The organism is Nocardia brasiliensis IFM 10847 (assembly GCF_000710915.1).
GTDB classification, from domain to species: domain Bacteria; phylum Actinomycetota; class Actinomycetes; order Mycobacteriales; family Mycobacteriaceae; genus Nocardia; species Nocardia brasiliensis_A.
On sequence record NZ_BAUA01000044.1, the window covers coordinates 166,676 to 184,976 of the forward strand.

General features: G+C 67.3%; 17 protein-coding genes. 11 read left to right on the plus strand and 6 right to left on the minus strand.

What is annotated here, in order from left to right; translation table 11 throughout:
- Positions 1–91: 91 nt before the first annotated feature.
- The 3 genes from NBRGI_RS09425 to NBRGI_RS09435 are packed head-to-tail and all read left to right on the plus strand — an operon-like array spanning position 92 to position 2,700.
- Positions 92–1,207, plus strand: coding sequence for a ferredoxin reductase (locus tag NBRGI_RS09425; protein WP_029894584.1), 1,116 nt, complete (start codon positions 92–94; stop codon positions 1,205–1,207).
- Positions 1,208–1,227: 20 nt separating this feature from the next.
- Positions 1,228–2,376, plus strand: coding sequence for a fatty acid desaturase family protein (locus NBRGI_RS09430; RefSeq protein ID WP_029894585.1), 1,149 nt, complete (start codon positions 1,228–1,230; stop codon positions 2,374–2,376).
- A complete protein-coding gene (locus NBRGI_RS09435; RefSeq protein ID WP_029894587.1) occupies positions 2,377–2,700 on the plus strand; it encodes a hypothetical protein in 324 nt (107 codons plus the stop codon).
- A 17-nt stretch (positions 2,701–2,717) separates the two neighbouring features.
- Here the strand turns inward: NBRGI_RS09435 and NBRGI_RS09440 are convergent, their stop codons facing one another.
- Positions 2,718–3,242 carry a DUF4254 domain-containing protein gene (locus NBRGI_RS09440; RefSeq protein WP_029894589.1) on the minus strand — a complete coding sequence of 175 codons (525 nt, stop codon included), beginning with the start codon at positions 3,240–3,242 and terminating at the stop codon, positions 2,718–2,720.
- Positions 3,243–3,634: 392 nt separating this feature from the next.
- Between NBRGI_RS09440 and NBRGI_RS09445 the strand changes: the two genes are divergently transcribed.
- Entirely contained in the window at positions 3,635–3,955 is a 321-nt protein-coding gene (locus NBRGI_RS09445) for a hypothetical protein (protein WP_029894591.1), read from the plus strand.
- A gap of 109 nt (positions 3,956–4,064) precedes the next feature.
- Here NBRGI_RS09445 and NBRGI_RS09450 read toward each other — a convergent pair whose 3' ends face one another.
- On the minus strand, positions 4,065–4,730 hold the full coding sequence (locus NBRGI_RS09450) for a TetR/AcrR family transcriptional regulator (protein ID WP_029894592.1): 666 nt from the start codon (positions 4,728–4,730) through the stop codon (positions 4,065–4,067).
- A gap of 132 nt (positions 4,731–4,862) precedes the next feature.
- Here NBRGI_RS09450 and NBRGI_RS09455 point away from each other — a divergent pair, with 132 nt between their 5' ends.
- Both NBRGI_RS09455 and NBRGI_RS09460 read left to right on the plus strand, forming a co-directional pair.
- Positions 4,863–6,920 (plus strand): CocE/NonD family hydrolase, encoded by a 2,058-nt coding sequence (locus NBRGI_RS09455; RefSeq protein WP_029894594.1) that lies wholly within the window; start codon positions 4,863–4,865, stop codon positions 6,918–6,920.
- Positions 6,921–7,104: 184 nt separating this feature from the next.
- A complete protein-coding gene (locus NBRGI_RS09460; RefSeq protein WP_051727625.1) occupies positions 7,105–7,803 on the plus strand; it encodes a DUF4389 domain-containing protein in 699 nt (232 codons plus the stop codon).
- A gap of 36 nt (positions 7,804–7,839) precedes the next feature.
- On the opposite strand, the gene NBRGI_RS09465 is transcribed toward NBRGI_RS09460, so the two are convergent.
- From NBRGI_RS09465 to NBRGI_RS09475, 3 genes are read right to left on the minus strand one after another with little or no spacing between them, the layout of a single operon-like run.
- Positions 7,840–8,829, minus strand: coding sequence for an ABC transporter ATP-binding protein (locus NBRGI_RS09465; protein WP_029894597.1), 990 nt, complete (start codon positions 8,827–8,829; stop codon positions 7,840–7,842).
- A 1-nt stretch (position 8,830) separates the two neighbouring features.
- Entirely contained in the window at positions 8,831–9,655 is an 825-nt protein-coding gene (locus NBRGI_RS09470) for an ABC transporter permease (protein WP_029894599.1), read from the minus strand.
- On the minus strand, positions 9,648–10,502 hold the full coding sequence (locus NBRGI_RS09475) for an ABC transporter permease (protein WP_081877976.1): 855 nt from the start codon (positions 10,500–10,502) through the stop codon (positions 9,648–9,650). Before NBRGI_RS09475 ends, NBRGI_RS09470 begins: the two co-directional genes overlap by 8 nt.
- Positions 10,503–10,716: 214 nt before the next feature.
- On the opposite strand from NBRGI_RS09475, the gene NBRGI_RS09480 reads away from it, so the two are divergent.
- The 5 genes from NBRGI_RS09480 to NBRGI_RS09500 all read left to right on the plus strand — a co-directional run bounded on the left by NBRGI_RS09480 (position 10,717) and on the right by NBRGI_RS09500 (position 16,026).
- Complete coding sequence (locus tag NBRGI_RS09480; RefSeq protein WP_014982463.1) at positions 10,717–11,040, plus strand: hypothetical protein; 324 nt, start codon at positions 10,717–10,719, stop codon at positions 11,038–11,040.
- Positions 11,037–12,416 (plus strand): hypothetical protein, encoded by a 1,380-nt coding sequence (locus tag NBRGI_RS09485; RefSeq protein ID WP_029894602.1) that lies wholly within the window; start codon positions 11,037–11,039, stop codon positions 12,414–12,416. The genes NBRGI_RS09480 and NBRGI_RS09485 overlap by 4 nt, the downstream gene beginning before the upstream one ends.
- Positions 12,403–13,413 (plus strand): hypothetical protein, encoded by a 1,011-nt coding sequence (locus tag NBRGI_RS45050; protein WP_148310751.1) that lies wholly within the window; start codon positions 12,403–12,405, stop codon positions 13,411–13,413. The genes NBRGI_RS09485 and NBRGI_RS45050 overlap by 14 nt, the downstream gene beginning before the upstream one ends.
- 357 nt (positions 13,414–13,770) lie before the next feature.
- Positions 13,771–14,469, plus strand: a complete 699-nt coding sequence (locus tag NBRGI_RS09495; RefSeq protein WP_148310752.1) for a respiratory nitrate reductase subunit gamma — start codon at positions 13,771–13,773, stop codon at positions 14,467–14,469.
- Between the two features lie 120 nt (positions 14,470–14,589).
- Positions 14,590–16,026 (plus strand): purine-cytosine permease family protein, encoded by a 1,437-nt coding sequence (locus tag NBRGI_RS09500; RefSeq protein ID WP_029894607.1) that lies wholly within the window; start codon positions 14,590–14,592, stop codon positions 16,024–16,026.
- A 42-nt stretch (positions 16,027–16,068) separates the two neighbouring features.
- Here NBRGI_RS09500 and NBRGI_RS09505 read toward each other — a convergent pair whose 3' ends face one another.
- Entirely contained in the window at positions 16,069–18,225 is a 2,157-nt protein-coding gene (locus tag NBRGI_RS09505) for a putative bifunctional diguanylate cyclase/phosphodiesterase (RefSeq protein WP_029894609.1), read from the minus strand.
- Positions 18,226–18,301: the final 76 nt, after the last annotated feature.

Genomic DNA, 18,301 nt, shown 5'->3' on the forward strand with positions numbered 1-18,301 from the left:
ACAGACGTGCACTGAAATTGGAACGCGACGTCGCGGGACCTGCGCCACACAGCCCGGCAGTAGGACCCCGACGTGGAGGTACGGAGAACGAATGGTGGATCTCATCAATCTGGTGCAGACCCTGACCACGCCGCATCCGCTGGACCGGTACCTGGAACTGGTGCGTCCCACGCTGACCGCGCGGGAGATGCGTGCCGAAATCGTCCACGTCGACCGGTCGGTGCCCGGCTCGGTGACGCTCACCCTGCGTCCGACCCGCCAGTGGCAGGGTCACGCCGCGGGCCAATACGTGCAGATCGGCGTCGTGATCAACGGCGTCCGGCATACCCGCTGCTATTCGCCGGTCGGCCCCGCGGGCGGCCGGGGCAAGCAGGTGCAGCTCACCGTCAAGGCCCATCCCGAGGGTTTGGTCTCGCAGTATCTGTACCGCAACGCCCGGCCCGGACTGGTGGTCGACCTCGAGCCCGCCGCGGGGACGTTCCGGCTGCCCGACCGGCGGCCCGACCGAGTGCTGCTGATCAGCGGCGGCAGCGGGATCACGCCCGTGCTGTCGATGCTGCGTACTCTGGCCGCCGAGGACTATCCGGGCGAGGTCGTGTTCCTGCACTACGCGAAATCGCCCGACGTGGTGCCGCATCGCGCCGAACTCGACGCGATCGCGCAGCGGCACAAGAACTTCCGCATCGAACTGCGGTATCCGTGGCGGTCCGACACGAGCAATGTCAACCGCAAGGCGCCGTGGGTCGACGTGGCCACCGCGGCCGCCAGCGGGTATTTCGACTACGACGAACTGGAGCGGGTGGCGCCGTGGTTCGCCGACGCGGAAACCTTTGTCTGCGGCCCGCAGTCGCTGATGGACGCGGTGCGCAAGATCTACCAGGCCGAGCAGCTCGACCAGCGGCTGCACAGTGAGGAATTCACGATCTCCCTCGCTCCGGTCGACGCCGAAGATGCCTACGGCACAGTGAGTTTCACCGCCACCGGCGTCACCGCGGACAACAGCGGCGCCACCCTGCTGGAACAGGCCGAAGCGGCGGGACTCACCCCCGAATACGGCTGCCGGATGGGAATCTGCTTCTCCTGCACGGCCGTTCGCCGTTCCGGTTGCACCCGCAACCTGCGCACCGGCGAGACCGACAGTGACCCGGATCAGCCCATCCAGCTCTGCATCAACGCCCCCGTGGGCGACGTCGCGATCGACATCTGACCGAACAAGAGGAGCAATCGATGACCATCCTCACCGAAACCGAAGACGGACCCCTGGTACTGAGCCCCGATCAGGTCGAAGAGCTCGGCCGGGCGCTGGACGAACTGCGCGCCAAGGTCGTCGCCGATCTGGGCGAGCGTGACCGCGAATACCTGTACTCGATCATCAAGGCGCAGCGTGGTTTCGAGATCGCAGGCCGCGGCCTGATGTATCTCGGCTTCCTGCCGCCGTTCTGGCTGGCCGCCGTCGCCGCGCTGAGTGTGTCGAAGATCCTGGACAACATGGAGATCGGCCACAACGTCATGCACGGCCAGTACGACTGGATGCGGGAGCCCGGCGTGAATTCCCGTGTCTTCGAATGGGATACCGTCTGCCCGGCGGACCAGTGGAAGCATTCGCACAACTACCTGCACCACACCTACACCAACATCCACAACAAAGACCGCGACATCGGCTACAGCATCCTGCGGATGGACGAGGCCCAGTCGTGGAACGTGCTGCGCCTGGGGCAGCCGCTGTACGCCTTCGCGCTGATGGTGCTGTTCGAGTGGGGCGTGATGGGCCACGACCTCGAGGTCGAGAACATCGTCGCGGGCAAGCGGAAGTGGTCCGACATCAAGAAATTGGTGAAGGGGCAGTGGCGCAAGGCCGGCAAGCAGGTGCTCAAGGACTACGTGATCTTCCCGGCGCTGAGCGGCCCGCTGTTCTTCAGCACGCTCGCGGGCAACGTGACCGCCAACCTGGTGCGCAACCTGTGGGCCTTCTCGATCATCTTCTGCGGCCATTTCCCTACCGGCGTACAGACGTTCACCGAGGAGGAGACCGCCGACGAGACCCGCGGCGAGTGGTACGTGCGGCAGATGCTCGGCTCGGCCAACATCACCGGCAGCAAACTGTTCCACATCATGTCCGGCAACCTGTCGCACCAGATCGAACATCACCTGTTCCCGGACCTGCCCGCCGCGCGCTATCCGGAGATGGCGCCGGAGGTCCGGGCACTGTGTGAAAAGTACGGATTGCCGTACAACACCGGCCCGCTCGGTAAGCAGATCGGTTCGGTGTGGCTGAAAATTTTCAAGCTCGCACTGCCGCCCGGCTTGGTCAAGAGCGAGCCTTCTCCCGGTGTTATCGTGATGCGTCAGCGAAAGGCAAGCGAAGTGGGCGTGTGAATGATTGGGAAATTCGAAAGCAACAAGGACCTCATTCAAGAATTGACGTCCTCGGGTGCGAAGCATGTCGGCAATATCGCGAGCATCATCGCGGGCACGGTCGCGGAGGTCACCAAGGAGATCGGTGAGTGGATCACCGACGGGATCGAGATGCGGGAAGCCGCCGCGGCCGCGCGCCGGGACGCGGCGGCGCAGCGCGATCTCGATCTCGACGATGATCTCGCCCCGCCGGCCGCCGAAGCGGTGGTGAAAGATCCGGTAGCGACCGAGGCGCCCTATGTGGACGCCGAAGTGGTCGAGCCGGAGCCCGGCGAGACGCGCTGATCAACCCGTCGCGCTGATCACCACACCGGCAGCCTGCGCCGGTGCTCGGTGACGTCGGTGATCAGGTCGCGGTATCCGTCGGTCAGTTCGGCGAGCCTGCACCATTGCAGGTGGGCTTCCCCGTCCACCTGCACGCGGTGCGCCTGCTGCGGCGCCGTTCGTAAAGCTTGTTGTGCCGCAATCCATTTCGCCGCCAGTCGATCGATGACCGCGCCGAGGGTCTCGGTGTGCAGCGAGGCGCCGCCGCGGTGCTCGACGTTGCCCGCGACCCAGCTGTCGATGCGTGCGACGAGTTCGGCCCGGTGGGTGTCGATGTCCTCGATCAGCTGACCGCACGCCACCACCCGCCCGGTGGTGACGCCCGGTGCGTGCGCGGCGTCGAGCGCATTGCGCCGTCGCTCATGGCATTCGACGAGTTCGCGGGCGGCGGTGAGCACGCTGTGCTTGCGGTGATTCGGCTCGTTTCGGAAGGCGCGCAACAACTCCGCGGGTGGTGGCAACTCTTCGATGCCGATACGGACGCCTGCGTATTCGGTAGGCATGTGCACACCCCTGCGGTCACGATCCAATTCTGGATGCGCCAGGGCCGAGGGGGATTTCGGGGAGGGGCACCCCTCGGCTCCGGCGCAGCCCCGCGCTCGGACGTCACCCCCACAGTCCACCAGCACGGCAAAGAAACCGGGAAATCCGCGACGATGCGATGAGGAAGACGGCCCGAGAAATCGGGACTCTTTCAGGAAAGCGCGGTTGTCGAATCCGCGCAATAGTATGGTGTACAAATCTATCCGGCGCCGATGAATCGTTATGATCCGTCACGGAGCGGTCACATGCGGATACCGTCGCAGTTTCCGACATCGCCACCTCAGTTCATGGGCAGCAACCGGTTCGGCGCGGCGGCTGCGGGCCGCCGTGCGATCGGCTAGCCTCGATATTCGTGCCTGCCTACGTGTCATCGCCCGAGCTCACCTTCGGGTTCATGTTCGCGCTGGAAGACCCGGAGCGAATCGGCGAGGTGGTGCGCACCCTCATCGTGCGCAAGACCGTTTCGGTGTTCCGGCTCGCCCGCCTGTCCGACGACGACGGGCCGCCGGAGCGCTACGTGGTGAACTGGGCCGCGATACCGCAGATCTCGATCACCACCGAGGCCCCTGACCCGGACGAACTGCAGGCGCAGCGCATGATGCTGGTGAACGCCTTCCTCAGCGAGGACGGCGAAGTGAGCCTCTATTCGGCGCAGGGCACCGGTCCCGGGTGAACGTGGCGCCCGCCGCGCACATTTCGTCGTCCCGCGTGCGTGTCAGCCGACCGACACGCACGCGCCGTAGGAAACCTTGCGCGGCACCCGTGGCGGGCACTGGGTGTGCCTAGTCCTGGCGCCAGTCCGGTACGCCGAACAGGGCCATGGTGATCTGGTACAGATGTGCACCGAGATCTGGTAGCGCCTGCGCCCCAGGGCCGTCCAGGCAGTCGCGGATGCGGTCGTCCACGGCGCCGATGAGCGCCTCGAAGATATCGGGCGGGACGTCTACCGGGATATCGCCCGCGGTGCGGCCGATCCGGAAGGCGGCGTGCATGCGGTTGGCGAGCAGCGTTTTCATCGCCCGCCGCTGCTGCGCGACGATCGGCCCGGCCACCAGGCACTCGATGTGCAGTGCCCGGGCGTAGACGCCGTTTTCGGATAGCACGCGCAGGTAGGTCTCCAGCGTCCGGCGGATCAGGACCCGCCATTCCGAGCGCGGCGTGGCCTGCACGCTGGTGTCGAGTTCGCCGAGCACCAGGTCTACCGCGGCCTCGAAGGCTTCGGTGAAGCAGTCGTCGCGGCCGCGGAACAATTCGTAGAAGGTGCGCCGGGAGACGCTGGCGCGAGCCACGATATCGCCGACTGTCGTTGCGGCATAGCCGCGTTCGGCCACCGCCTCGAGCACACCGAGATACATCCGCATGCGTTGCGAGTGTGCGACCGCCTCCGGCGCCAGGCCGTGGGTGCCGCGCGGTAGGCGGCCGCGGTCGACGCCGGCTTCGAGTCCCATCCCCTGAGGATAGTCACCTTCCAGCTGGTGACCCAGCTCATACTTGCCTACCGGTTGTGGTCCCGGTTACTCTCGCATTCGCTTTGGGTACGGCAATGTTTTTAAGCGGGTCTGCCAGGAGGTTCGATGTCGATGAGGACAGTTCGCCGTGCCGCAGCACGGGCCGGGGTCATGGTGGTCGCGGCCGCCATGACCGCGCTATGGGTCGTGCCGAGCACGGCCGTCGCCGAGACGCCGCCCGACGGCGGTGAACTCGCGCAGGCCTGGCTCGCCGCGCACGACGGCCCGCCGAAATATCCCGGACCGGTGCACATCGACTTCGACGTGCCGGTCACCATGAGCGACGGGACGGTGCTGAAGGCGAACATCTATCGTCCGGTGGACGCGGCGGGCCGGATCGTGGACGAACCGCTGCCGACCATCGTCAACCTGACCCCGTACACGAAGTTCGTCTCGCTGCTCGCCGATCTCGCGCTGAACATCCCGGTGCTCTCCGATGCGCTGATCGAGCTGGTGAATCGCTTCGACTTCGGTGGCACGCCGTTCGACTCGATCACCGATCTCACCAGGGCGCTCAGTGGCGGCGCCGCACGGACTTTCGGCGCGGATCGAAAACTGGTGCAGCAGGGCTACACCTACATCGTCGCCGACGTGCGCGGGACCGGGTACTCCCACGGTGACTGGAAGTTCTTCCAGAGCCGGGAAACTCAGGACACCTTGGAAATGATCGACTGGGCGAGCAAGCAGCCGTGGTCGGACGGCAATATCGGTATGTCGGGTATCTCGTACTCCGGTATCAACCAGTTCAAGGCAGCCGAGCAGAACCCGCCCGCGCTCAAGGCCATATTCCCGGTAGAGGGCAGCACCGATACGCTCACCGATGTGGCTTTCCCCGGCGGGGGACTGGGCTTGTTCGGTCCGCTCTACATCGCGGCGGTCGATCTGATCTCGAATTTCCCGGACCCGGTCGGTATTGCGCTCGGTCACCTCGACCTGAAATGGCTGATGGATCGGATCCAGACGCCGCTGGAATTCTTCGACTACATCCTGATGGCGTTGTCGCTCACCGTGGACTCGGTGCCGGAACCGCTGAAACAGCAGCTGTTGCCCGGCAGCCCGCTGCGGTCGGCGTTCACCGACAGTCATCCGGAACAGATTCGGGTGCCGGCCTTTGTCTATGGCGGCTGGCACGACATCTTCGCCGCGTCCAGCGCACGGTCGTTCGACGATATTCCGTTGCCGCCGGAGAAGAAGAAACTGATCATGGGCGACACCTATCACTTCAACCCGGGTTCGGGCCTCGGCAACCCGGGGCGGCCGCCGCGTCTGGACGTGTTGCAGATGGCGTGGTTCGACAAGTGGCTCAAGGGAATCGACAACGGGATCGACCAGTACGGGCCGGTCGCACTGTGGCAGCAGGGCGGCGGCTGGACCACTACCTCCTCGTTCCCGCGCCCCGGCCTGGATCACCAGCGGATGTACCTCTCGCCGGTCCGTAGCGGCACCGCCAACAGTGTCTACGACGGTTCGCTGACCGCGCAGACGCCCCGGGACGCCGCACGATTGACGGTGTCGCCGGTCACCGGGATCACCTCGCTGTGCTCGCGCGACGCGGCGGTCGAGTCTGCGGGCGTCATCAGCCTGGCCAACTTCTGCGGCCGCGACGACCGCATCCACGAGTCGGGCGGGCTCACCTTCACCGGGGCTGCGGTGACCGAGCCGACCGAGCTGTCCGGACCGATCACGGTGCACCTCAACACGATGTACGACAACATCGAGGGCTACTGGGCCGTCAGCGTGAACGATGTTGCGCCGGACGGACAATCGACCGTGCTGGCCAGCGGGCAGCTCGCGGCGTCGCTGCGTGCGGTCGACGAGGAAAAGAGCGAAAAGGACGCGGACGGCGACTACACCCGCACGGTCTACAAGCTGACTCTCGCCGATCGGCAGACGCTGGTGCCGGGGCAGCCGACCACACTCGATGTCGCGGTCAATCCGGTCGATGCCGTGCTCGCGCCGGGACATCGATTGCGCGTCAACGTCTTCGCGAGCAACTTCCCGCGCGGCTTCCTGCCGCCGCCGCTGCTGTTCGACGGTGGCATCGGCAACGCGCTGGCACCGCAGCATCTGGTGCTCGATCCCGCCGCGCCCAGCTTTGTGAACGTGCCGACGAGCAGGCCGCTGGGCTGACCTGATACCGGCGCGCCGCAGCGGACGATCGCGGCGGCCGATAGGCATCTCGCCGCCGCGCACATCTATTCGTCGGCGTGTCGATATCAGATCGTGGCGTTCGCGCACTTCGCGTACGTGACAATCGATGCAGGTCGCATTTGTTTGCGGCGTGGATCGAAAGCATCTGAAAGGGGCGTCGATCATGGAACCCGAAAATCCCGAGATTGCCGCGAAAGCGGTCGACGCGGTCGCTCCGATTCGTGTGCGCGGTGATCTGGATCCGGAACTGTCACGCTGGATGTGGTTGGTGAAATGGATTCTCGCCATTCCGCATTACATCGTGCTGTTCTTCCTGCACATCGGTTATATCGTGCTCACGATAGTCGCGTTCTTCGCGATTCTGTTCACCGCCAGGTATCCGAAGGCGCTGTTCGACTTCAATGTCGGTGTCATGCGCTGGACGTGGCGGGTGGAGTTCTACGCGCTGTCGGTGCTCGGCACCGACAAGTATCCGCCGTTCAGCCTGCAACCGAACGCGGAGTACCCGGCCGATCTCGAGGTCGACTACCCCGAGCGGCTCAGTCGTGGCCTGGTGCTGGTGAAGTGGTGGCTGCTGGCCATTCCGCACTATCTGATCCTGGCCGCGATGATGACCGGTGGCGCGACGTTCGCGATGAGCGACGACGACTCCTGGTACGGCAGCACGAGCATCCCCCTGATCAGCATCCTGCTGATCGTCGCGCTGCTCGGCTTGCTGTTCACCGCCCGGTACCCGCAAGGCGTGTACGACTTCGTCCTCGGCATCAGCCGCTGGAGCATCCGAGTGCAGGCCTACGCCACGCTGATGCGCGACGAGTACCCGCCGTTCCGGCTCGATCAGGGCGCCCGCGAAACCCGCTGACGACCGAGCACCTTCGCACCGGATCCGCCCGCTGGTTCAGCGGGCGGATTCGTATATCCGCCGCACCACGTCTTCGATTTCGGGCTCCTCGATGGACAGGTCCCGCACCTCGGCGCGCTCGGAGACCAGCGCGAGCAGCTGTGCGGCGGTGGTCTGTTCCGGATCGAAGGCCAGCCGCTGACGCATGCCGCCGCCTTCGGATTCGAGCAGCTGCGCGCACGGCAGATCGTCGAGATCCGGTGTGGGCTCGGCCAGATCGACGACGAGGACGCGGCGCGCCCCCACCGTCGCGGCCAGCCCGGTCAGTGACCCGTCGTAGACCAGGTGTCCGTGATCCACCACGAGCACTCGGCCGCACAGTCTTTCGATGTCGCCCATGTCATGGGTGGTGAGCAGCAGCGTGGTGCCGCGCTCGGCGCGCTCGGCCCGCAGGAACTCGCGCAGGCGTTGCTTCGACAGCACGTCGAGTCCGATCGTCGGCTCGTCCAGAATCACCAGTTCGGGGGAGTGCAGCAGGGCCGCGGCCACCTCCGCGCGCATGCGCTGTCCCAGCGAGAGCTGGCGTACCGGCGTGTCCAGCGTCTCGGCCATCTCCAACTGCTCGACCAGCTCGTGCTCGCGTTTGCGCGCGGCATCGGGCTCCAACCGGTGGATGGCCGCGAGGATCGAAAACGATTCGCGCAGTGGCAGATCCCACCAGAGCTGGGAGCGCTGCCCGAATACGACGCCGATCCGGGCGGCCAGTTCGCGCCGCTGCCGGACCGGTTCCAGCCCGCAGGTGCGCACGCTACCGGCGGTGGGCACCAGGATGCCGGTGAGCATTTTGATGGTCGTGGATTTGCCCGCGCCGTTGGCGCCGATATAGCCGACCGCGGCGCCGCGCTCGATCCGGAAAGTCATGCGGTCCACCGCGGTCAAGGTCTCGCGTCGCCGCCGCCATCGGCGACCGTCCTTGCGGGACAGGGTGAATTCTCTGGTCAGGTTCTCGATATCGATGATGGCCTCTGCCGCATCGGAATTCGCCATGTCAGCCGCCCCCTCCTTGGTAGTGCCGGGTACCGAAGCGCCAGAGCACCAGTGCCAGCAGCCACACCCACAACACCGCGAGCGGGACGAACCACGCCAGCCAGGCGGGCAGCAGCGGCGGGCCGGGCAGCCCGAGCAGCGCGACGGTTGGCAGGTAGGCCGTGAACGACACCGGAATCGCGAAGCCGAACAGCAGCCGCAGCGGTGTCGGAAAGACCGCGGCCGGTTGGACCGCGGCGAACGAACCGCCATAGGTGAAACTGTTGGTGAGTTCGGCTCCGTCGATCAGATAGAACTGTAATCCCGCCGCGCACACGAAGATCCCGCCGAACAGCGCGACGCCGCTCACCAACGTGACTACGATCAGGGCGAGAGTCGCTGGGCCCCAATCGATATCGTTGCGCAACAACCCGAAGCCGAGCACCACGATCGCGACCGCCGCCCGGGCGAAGCGGCGCAGCGAGATATCGCTCGTGACCAGTTGCAGCAGCAGCGGCTGCGGGCGCAGATGGTAGGCGTCGAGCTGGCCCATCCGAATCAGTGTCGGCAGCGTGTCCAGATGACCGAACAGGACCTGCGCCAAGGCGAAGGTCGATTGCCCGAAGCCGAAGAGCAGCAGCGCGGCGTTCAGATCCAGCCCCCCGAGCACCCGGACGTTGTGGAAGATCACCCACACCTCGGCGAATTCGACGAGGCCGATCAGGAACGCGCCGAAAACCTCACTGGCGAAAGACAACCGATAGGACCGCTGCGCGCGGATCCGCGAGCGCAGCACCGCCGCGTACGGGGTGAACCAGGTGCCCGCGGCGGCGCTCGGCTCAGCCACCCTGCACCTCCAGCTTGCGTCGGCCCGCGGCCAGCAGCAGCCGCCCGGCCAGGCCGACCAGCAGCACCCAGAACACCTGCACCGCGAGCACACCCACCGCAGCCGAGCCGGTCGTCCGGCCGGACAGCACGTCGATCGGGGCTTGCAGGATGGACGGAAACGGCGTCGCCTGCGCGATCGTGCGCAGCCAGAGCGGGAACATGTGCACCGGCACGAAGAGCCCGGCCAGAAACGTGCCGCAGATCTGGTACACCACCCGGATGCCGCGGGTCTCGACCACCCAGAAACCGATCAGCGCGACCACGAACAGGCAGAGGAACGAGAGGGCAACGGCGAGCAGCACACTCACGGTCCCCAGCAGGTAGGGGCCCGGGGTGGTCGGCATCGCCAGACCGAAGGTCAGTACGCCGATCAACACGCTCGGCACCCCGCGCGGCAGGATCGTGCACGCCGCGCGCCCGATATCGCCGGCCAGATAGCCGAGCTGGATGTCGACCGGACGCAGGAAATCGATCGCGATGTCGCCGTTGCGCACTCGATCCGACAGGTCGAGCGGCGGCCCCATGAACTGCAGCGCGCCGAGCAGCCCCTGCGACAACCAGACGTAGGCGCCGATGGAACCTTCGGTGTAGCCGCCGAAGTCGCCCGCCGCCCGCACCGCGGCCAGCATTACCGCCGCCCGCACGAATCCGAACACGCAATTGGTGAACAGTCCGGCGAACATCGCCAACTTGTACTGGGACTGCCGCCGAAATCCGGCCCGCGCCAACTGCGCGTATACCGCGATGACCCGCCGAGGGTGCCCGGTCGCAGCGACTTGCCCGTCCCCCTCCACACTGCCGTGCACAAAGAGTCAAGCCTAGTGCCTCCGGCAACTCGAGGTAACCCCTCGCCGAAGCAATTCGACGAAGTGCCGGGCCAGCGCATGACAGCGCGCACGTTGATTGCCATACTCAGCGGAGCGACAAGCGAAGATCTGACGCATGTGTCCAGGTCGCACAGTAGGCTTGTCTTCGAATCATGTCGCGGTAGCGAAGGACTGGTAACCCGGGAGGGGAACGGTGGACACGCTGAAGCTCGACCCGGCGGCGGTAGCCGCATACACCGCGATCGCGGACGCGGTCTCCCAGCAACTCGCCTCGGCGTCGGCCGTGGCGTCCGGCGCGGTGAATCAAGACCAGCTCGCCGCCGACCTCGGACTGATCGGCGCCGATTTCGCGGCGCGGTTCGCCACGGCGGTCTCCGAACACGCGCAGGCGCTCTCGACGGCGGGCCAGTTGGTCGGCACCTACGGGCAGGTACTGCGCGACTACACCGCGAATATGCAGGGTGTCGACGGCGACACCGCGGGCGCCATCACCCGGACAGGGGAGACGCTGACATGAGAAGCCTTTCCGGACTACGCAGACGGCCCTCGTCCGCGCCGGCGCGCACCGACAATGCCGTGCCCGCAACGACCTATCTCGACCCGAATGTCGATCCCCCGATCGTCGCCGCGCTGGTGCGGCCGCTGCTGCAACTGCGGTCCACGCTCGGTTCGGGGGTCGCCGTGCCGAATCAGACCGCGACCGCCGCGCTGTCGGCCGCGAGCACCCAGGCCGCCGACACCGAGGGCCCACACCGCGACGGCCTGCACGCGCTGGAGTCGACCTGGACCTCACGCGGCGCCGACGCGGCGGTGCCCGCGCTGCGCACCACGCAGACCGAGATCGGCGAAATCTCCGACCGCGGACCGGCTTACCTGAGCGTGCTCGGCGACGCGCACGCCACCAGCGCGCGCGCCGCGCGCACGGTCGATCAGATCATCGCCGACTTCCGCAGCGACGCCCGCCAGATTCTCGGCAACGCCACCGCCGCGCCCGACACCGACGCGGTGATCGCGCGGGCCACCCAGGCCCTGCGGGACGCGCTCACCACGGTCAACGCCGCGCAGACCGAAATGGACGACCACAGCAGGCGGCTCGACGCGATGGGCCCGCTCACGGTCACGCAGCCGTCCGGGGTCACCACGGCGCAGCCGTACTCGTCCGGGCCGTACTCGTCCGGCGCCTATCCACCCGGGGTGACGAGCCAATACGTGCCGGGCACGACCGCCAACGGGCAGCCGATGGATCCGGCGCTGGCCGCGCAACTGCAGTTGCAGCAGCAGTTGATCTCGGCGGGTGTGCAGGTCGGCACCGCGGCGATCAACGCGGGCGTCGATATCGGCACGAACATCATCGACAAGATCGCCGGCGTCGGCACCCACATCATCGACAAGGTCGCCGAGGTCGGCACGCACGCCATCGATACGGTGGCGGCCGGCGCGGACAAGGCCGTGACCGAGGCGATCCGGCCCGGCAGCACCACCGGCGACGGGCCGAACGGCTCGTCGAATTCGAGCGCCTCGCCGAAGCTGTTCGATTTCGGCGCGGGCGCGCGTACCCCGGCACCGAGTGGTCCCAGCGGTCCGAGCAGTGTGATTCCGCCGTCCGGGCCGGGCTCCGCGCCGACCGCGAACGAGGCGCCGCCGAAACCGGAGTCGAGGCCGGCCCCCGCGCCCGCCCCGGCGCCACCGGTGGTGGACGACGCGCCGTCGCGTTCCGCCGCGCCGGACCAGCCGCACCCGCCGGGCGCCACCGGCGGTGTCGCGTTGCCGCCGTCGCCGCCGCCGGACGATCGGGAGCACAAGCCCCGCGAAGGCCAGCTCGGCGTGACCGTGCCGACCGCGGTGGTCGCCGTGACACCGGTGCTCGGCGACTACGACGATGACACCCTCTGACCCGAATTCTCCGGGTCGGCAAGAGGGGCAGGGCAATCCGTTCGATACCGGACTGCCCATGGTGCGCACGCCCGTCGGCAAGGCGCGCAAGCGGCGGCGTCCGTCCGGCCGCCGGTCCTCGGCGCGCCGCCGAGATCCGGAGGTGTACGTGCCCGAGCCGAACCCGGACGCACCGGCCGCCCGGCCGCGGCGCACCGGTGACTGGGAGCAATGGCTGGACCCGCCGCCGCGTACGGCCGAGCAGGTACCGGAGCCGTCGGTGGCTCCGGATCGGCGGCGCGTCCCCGTCGCGGACGAGGACGATCGAGCCGCCGGCTACGACGACAACGTCGCCCCGCCGCCCGCGATCATCAACCGGTCCGGCATCCATCCGGGCGTACCGCTGCGTCACCCGACCCGCCAGCGCAGCAGGCAGTCGAACGGCAACCGGATCCTCGCCGTACTGATCGTGCTCGGCGTCGGGATCGCGGTGGTCTCGATCCTGTACACCGCGATCAACGGTCTGGGTGGCGACGACAAGCCCGCCGCGGCCAGTTCGACGGTGCGCGCGCCCGGCGCGGTGACGACGGCGGCGACCAGCACGGCACCGCCCGCACAGGCCTCGGCGATCGCGACGCAGGGGTGCGAACAGCGACGCACGCCCGACATCGTGTCCGGCACCGATCCCGGCGGCACCGCCAACGGTCCGGACGCCATCCTCGCGTTCGAATACGCCTACTACGTGGAGCGTTCCGGATATCGGGCGCGCGCGGTAGTCGCGGACAACGCGATCGTCTCGCCCGCCGACCAGATCCAGCGCGGGATCAACCAGACTCCCGTCGGCACCCGCTATTGCGTCCTGGTCACCCGGGCAAAGGACGGTGACGACGGACTCGCGCACTGGGAGGTGAAACTCACCGAGCAGTACCCCGGCGAACAGCCGCGCACTTTCACCCAGCTCATCACGACCCGTACGCTCGCCTCGCGCACACTCATCACCGCGATCGCCTCCGGCTGAGGCGCACCCGCGCGGTAACGCCGATTCCCGGGGCAGGAAAAGTACTGTCTGGGAACGCCGTTCGCGTATGGATACCGTTCGTCCGATAGGGAGTTGTCGGCGAGGTGTGCTGGGCACAGTTGGGGATCGGGATATGCGTGTTTCTAAGCGGACGGTGGCCGAAACCGCCGCGGTGGTGGCCTTCATTCTGTCTGCTGTGGTGGCCGCGCCGCCGGCCGACTCGGCCTCGGCGCCGCACCCCGAATCCACTGTCGTTCAAAGGTAGTACACGCTGGTTAGTGGGGCTTTCGATGCTTGCCTGGTGACTCGCGGTCTGCGAAAGTAGTGCACCGGATAGTTTCGTTTTTGATTAGCTCCGTGCAGAAGGCGAGTCGGCAGATGATGTCGATGCTGTGGATCACCCTTCCCTACAGTGCGTTTCTGTCGTTCGTCCTCGGTCACGTGTGGCGTTATCGGCACGATCGGTTCAGTTGGTTCGGCAATCGCGAGGACAGCGACCCCGGCCAGCGGTTCGGCACGACCGCGCTGCGCGTCGGCATCGGTGTGCTCATCGCGGCGCGGGTGACCGAGTTGCTCGTCTCCGGGCCGCACGGCCATCCGGACGGCCCGCTCTACGTGGGCCTTGCCGTCGTCGAGATCGGCGCGCTGGTCGCCGCCGCGATCGGCGCGGTATTGCTGTTCGTGCCCGACATCATCGGTGGGTCGGCCCGGCCGGTGATCAGCCCGTTCGACCGCATCACCTTCCCGTTGATGGTGACCGCGCTGCTGTCCTGGGTGGCGATCAAGTTCGATCCGAACTCCACCGAAGGCGGATATCGCACCGCCGAAACGCTTTTCGTCTGGTTCCGGTCGCTGTTCAGCCTCCACCCGCAACCCGACGTCATGGTGCACGCGCCGCTCATCTATCAGGCCCGGGGCCTGGTCCTGATGGTGTTCATCGCGATATGGCCCTACACCCGGTTGGCCGGTGTGATGGCGGATCCCCTCTGTCGGGCGCTGCTGCGGATCAAGGCCGAACCCGCGCCGGAATCGCCGCGGGCGCTCGCGACCGGCTAGCGGCGGTGCACGGAACCGGCTGCGCCGCAACGCCGTACAAGACCGTCCGGTATCCGGCATACTGCTGCTCCGGGGCAACGCCGTTTCGCTGATCGTGCCTCGCGGACGAAAGGCGGACCCATGGCGCAGGACGAGCGCATCGACGCGACGGGACCGATCGAGCGGCGCACCATCGAGGTGATCCCCGACGCCGAACGGCACGGCACCCCGCGCAGCCAGTTCACCCTCTGGTTCGGGGCGAACATGCAGATCACCGCGATCGTCGACGGTGCGCTGGCGGTGGTGTTCGGGGCCGACGCGCTGTGGGCGATCCTCGGCCTGCTGATCGGCAACATCCTCGGCGGCATCGTGATGGCATTGCATTCGGCGCAGGGCCCGCGCCTCGGGTTACCGCAGATGATCTCCAGCCGAGCGCAATTCGGGGTTTTCGGGGCCGTGCTGCCACTGCTGCTCGTCGTCGTCATGTATCTCGGGTTCGCCGCGACCGGCACGGTGCTCGCCGGTCAGGCGGTGAACAAGATCCTGCGCATCGAGGACGCGACGGTCGGGATCGTCGTGTTCGGCGCGCTCACCGCCGTGGTCGCGGTGACCGGGTACCGGCTCATCCACGTGGTGGGCCGGATCGCCACGGTGGTCGGCATCGTGGGCTTCGGCTATCTCGCGGTCCGCCTCGCCGCCGAATACGACGTGCGCGCGCTGCTCGGGGCGGAGCCGTTCGATGCGGCCACGTTCGTGCTGGCCATCTCACTCGGCGCGGGCTGGCAACTCACCTTCGGACCGTACGTGGCCGACTATTCGCGCTACCTGCCGCGCTCGACCAGCGACCGCACCACCTTCTGGGCGACTTTCGCGGGGAGCGTGCTGGGTTCGCAGTGGTCGATGACGTTCGGTGCGATCGTCGCGGCGGCGGCGGGAAAAGCCTTCCTGGGCAACCAGGTCGGCTTTCTCGGTGAGCTGGCGGGGCCGTTCGTGCTCGGCTTGCTGATCTATCTGGTGATCGTGGTCGGCAAGCTGACCGTCAACTGCCTCAACGCCTACGGCGGCTTCATGTGCATCCTGACCTCGGTGACCGCGTTCACCGGGCAGTCGCGCGCCACGCCGATCGTCCGTGCCGCCTACATCGTCGGGTTCACGGTGGTGTCGATGCTGATCGCGATCGCGGCCAGCGCCGACTTCCTGAACAATTTCAAGAATTTCGTGCTCACGCTGCTCATGGTGTTCACGCCGTGGAGCGCGATCAACCTGATCGACTACTACCTGATCTCCCGCGAGCGGATCGACATTCCGGCCCTCTACGACCCGGACGGTCGCTACGGTCGCTGGAACGCCACCGCGCTGGCCTGTTACGCCCTCGGCATTCTCGCGCAGGTGCCGTTCCTGGCCCAGCAGCTCTACACCGGTCCGCTCACCGAAAAGCTCGGCGGAGCCGATATTTCCTGGATCGTCGGTATCGTCTTCACCGCCGCGATCTACTACCGCCTGGCCCGCCGCAGCAGCAACCCACCCGACCGAATGATCTACCCACCGGGCACCACCGACGACGTCGCCCATCGCTGAACACGTCACGGCCACCCCGAGATTGCCGCCGGGCGGCCGGAATTATTTGCCGCCGAGAGGTTTTCGTCTGACCAGATCGGCGTCCGCCGTGCTGCCGAGCAAGGTCGTGACCTGGTCGGCGGGCATCGGATAGTGGAAGTGCCAGCCCTGGGCGGTGTCGCAGCCGAGGTCGCGGAGTTGGTCGGCCTGGTGGCGGGTTTCCACGCATTCGGCGGTGACGGTGAAGCCGAGGGCGTGGGTGAGATCGATGATCGTCTCGAGCAGCAACAGGTCGGTCGGGCTCGCGGTGTCCGGCGTGCGGATGCGCTGGACGAACGGGCCCGCGAGCTTCACCACGTGCAGCGGAAGTTGCCCGAGGTAGGCGAGATTCGAGTAGCCGGTGCCGAAATCGTCGATGGCGATCCGCACTCCCGACTCGGCCAGCGTATGCAATGCCCGCAGCGGCCGGCCGGTGGTCTGCATGAACGCGCGCTCGGTCAGCTCCAGTTGCAGCAGGCCCGCCTCGATGCCGGTTTCCGCGATCACCTGCTGCACATGATCGAGCCAGGCCGGATCGGCCACCTCGGCGGCCGAGACGTTCACGCTGATGGTCGGGGTATGCGGGTAGCGGGTATGCCATTCCCGGCCGTCCAGGCAGGCGCGTTCGAGCACCACCGCGCCCAGCGCGCCGATATGGCCGTTGTCCTCTGCCAGGTCGACGAACCGGGCCGGACTGAGCACGCCGAGATCGGGATGTCGCCAGCGCACCAGCGCCTCGACGGCGACCGTTCGCCCGTCCGCGAGCGAGACGATCGGCTGATAGTCGAGGAAGAACTCGCCGTGCCGGATGGCCGAGGGCATGGCCGCGGACAGTTCGGCACTGGTGTGTTCGCGCCGGCCGCGATCGGCGTCGAAGATCGCGTAGCGGGCGCGGCCGGCGGCCTTGGCCCAGTACATGCTGGTATCGGCGGCCTGCAGGAAATCGCCGGTGGACGAGCGATCCGCGCGCTCCTCCATCACGCCGATGCTCGCGGTGATCGCCAGATGGTGCTCGTGCACGTAGAACGGCTGCGACAGCGCGTGCAACACCGTGCGCGCCACCGCGGCCATCTCTTCGACGCCGCTGGAATGCGGGACGAGCACTACGAATTCGTCGCCGCCCATCCGGGCCACGAGCTGATCGGCGCGCGTGGTGCAGGCACTGAGCCGGGCGGCGGCCTGGGCGAGCAGCTCGTCACCGACCGCGTGCCCGTAGGTGTCGTTGACGGTCTTGAAATGGTCCAGATCGACGTAGCAGAGCCCGACCCTGGTGCAGTCGGCGAACGCGGCCGTGAGCGCGTCGAAGAAGCGCGAGCGGTTCGGCAGCCCGGTCAGCTGGTCGTGGTGCGCGCGATACTGCAACCGTTCGCGCAGCGCCCGTCGCTCGGACACGTCCTCCACCAGCACCAGCGTGTACTGCGGCTGTCCCTGCTCGTCCCGGATGAGCGAGACGTTGATGTGGGTCCACACCGTGCCGCCGTCCCGGTGCCGGTACGCCTTCTCCAACTGCACGTTGTCGTACTTGCCCGCGAGCACCCCGGCGTACTTCTGCCACATGTCCGGGCCGTCGTCGGGGTGCGTCAGATCGGTCACCGAGAGCCGGCACATCTCCTCGGGCCGGTAGCCGAGCATGTTCGCGAAGGCGTTGTTGACCTCGATGATGCGCCCGGTCATATCGGAAAGACCGGTGCCGATACCGGCCTGGGAGAACACCGCCCGCAGCCGGGCCTCGCTCGAACGCAACTGCTGCTCGACCATCCGGCGGGCGGCGATCTCGGCGGTGCGCACGCTCTCCTGCTCGGCGAGCAGCCACGCGCGGAACGCGCGCAGGTAGCCGGTCGCGAACGCACCGACCAATTCGGCCACCCGCCCGGCGGGGACGCCACTGGCCTCGGTGAGGTATGTGTTCAGCACCGCCAGGGTGCGGCCGAGCACCTCGTCGCCGACGAAGTGTGATTCAGCCAGCCGGGCGCCCAGTTCCGCGACCTGTTCGGCGGGGGCGCCGGTCTCGGCGGCGATCGCGAATTCCTCGGCCAGCGTGTTGAGCAGCAACCGGGACTCGGCCGAACTCATGGGCACGACATGATCGCGCGGTCCGCCACCGAGCGCGGCCGCCCATTGCTCGGCCAGTTCGGCGTGCGGTCCGCCAGGATCTGAACCCCTCCCGGCATCCCACGCCATAAGCTCTGATCGTAGTCCGGTTTGCTGGCGCTCGCCCAACTGCGGGCGACGGGCGAACCCGGCTACGATGACGAAG

Bases quoted from the DNA above. Each gene is read 5' to 3' on its own strand.
- NBRGI_RS09430 (WP_029894585.1), top strand. From the start codon at position 1,228: ATGACCATCCTCACCGAAACCGAAGACGGACCCCTGGTACTGAGCCCC.
- NBRGI_RS09465 (WP_029894597.1), bottom strand. From the start codon at position 8,829: ATGGCGAATTCCGATGCGGCAGAGGCCATCATCGATATCGAGAACCTG.
- NBRGI_RS09460 (WP_051727625.1), top strand. From the start codon at position 7,105: ATGGAACCCGAAAATCCCGAGATTGCCGCGAAAGCGGTCGACGCGGTC.
- NBRGI_RS09425 (WP_029894584.1), top strand. From the start codon at position 92: ATGGTGGATCTCATCAATCTGGTGCAGACCCTGACCACGCCGCATCCG.
- NBRGI_RS09485 (WP_029894602.1), top strand. From the start codon at position 11,037: ATGAGAAGCCTTTCCGGACTACGCAGACGGCCCTCGTCCGCGCCGGCG.
- NBRGI_RS09450 (WP_029894592.1), bottom strand. From the start codon at position 4,730: ATGGGACTCGAAGCCGGCGTCGACCGCGGCCGCCTACCGCGCGGCACC.
- NBRGI_RS09455 (WP_029894594.1), top strand. From the start codon at position 4,863: ATGAGGACAGTTCGCCGTGCCGCAGCACGGGCCGGGGTCATGGTGGTC.
- NBRGI_RS09435 (WP_029894587.1), top strand. From the start codon at position 2,377: ATGATTGGGAAATTCGAAAGCAACAAGGACCTCATTCAAGAATTGACG.
- NBRGI_RS09505 (WP_029894609.1), bottom strand. From the start codon at position 18,225: ATGGCGTGGGATGCCGGGAGGGGTTCAGATCCTGGCGGACCGCACGCC.
- NBRGI_RS45050 (WP_148310751.1), top strand. From the start codon at position 12,403: ATGACACCCTCTGACCCGAATTCTCCGGGTCGGCAAGAGGGGCAGGGC.
- NBRGI_RS09440 (WP_029894589.1), bottom strand. From the start codon at position 3,242: ATGCCTACCGAATACGCAGGCGTCCGTATCGGCATCGAAGAGTTGCCA.
- NBRGI_RS09500 (WP_029894607.1), top strand. From the start codon at position 14,590: ATGGCGCAGGACGAGCGCATCGACGCGACGGGACCGATCGAGCGGCGC.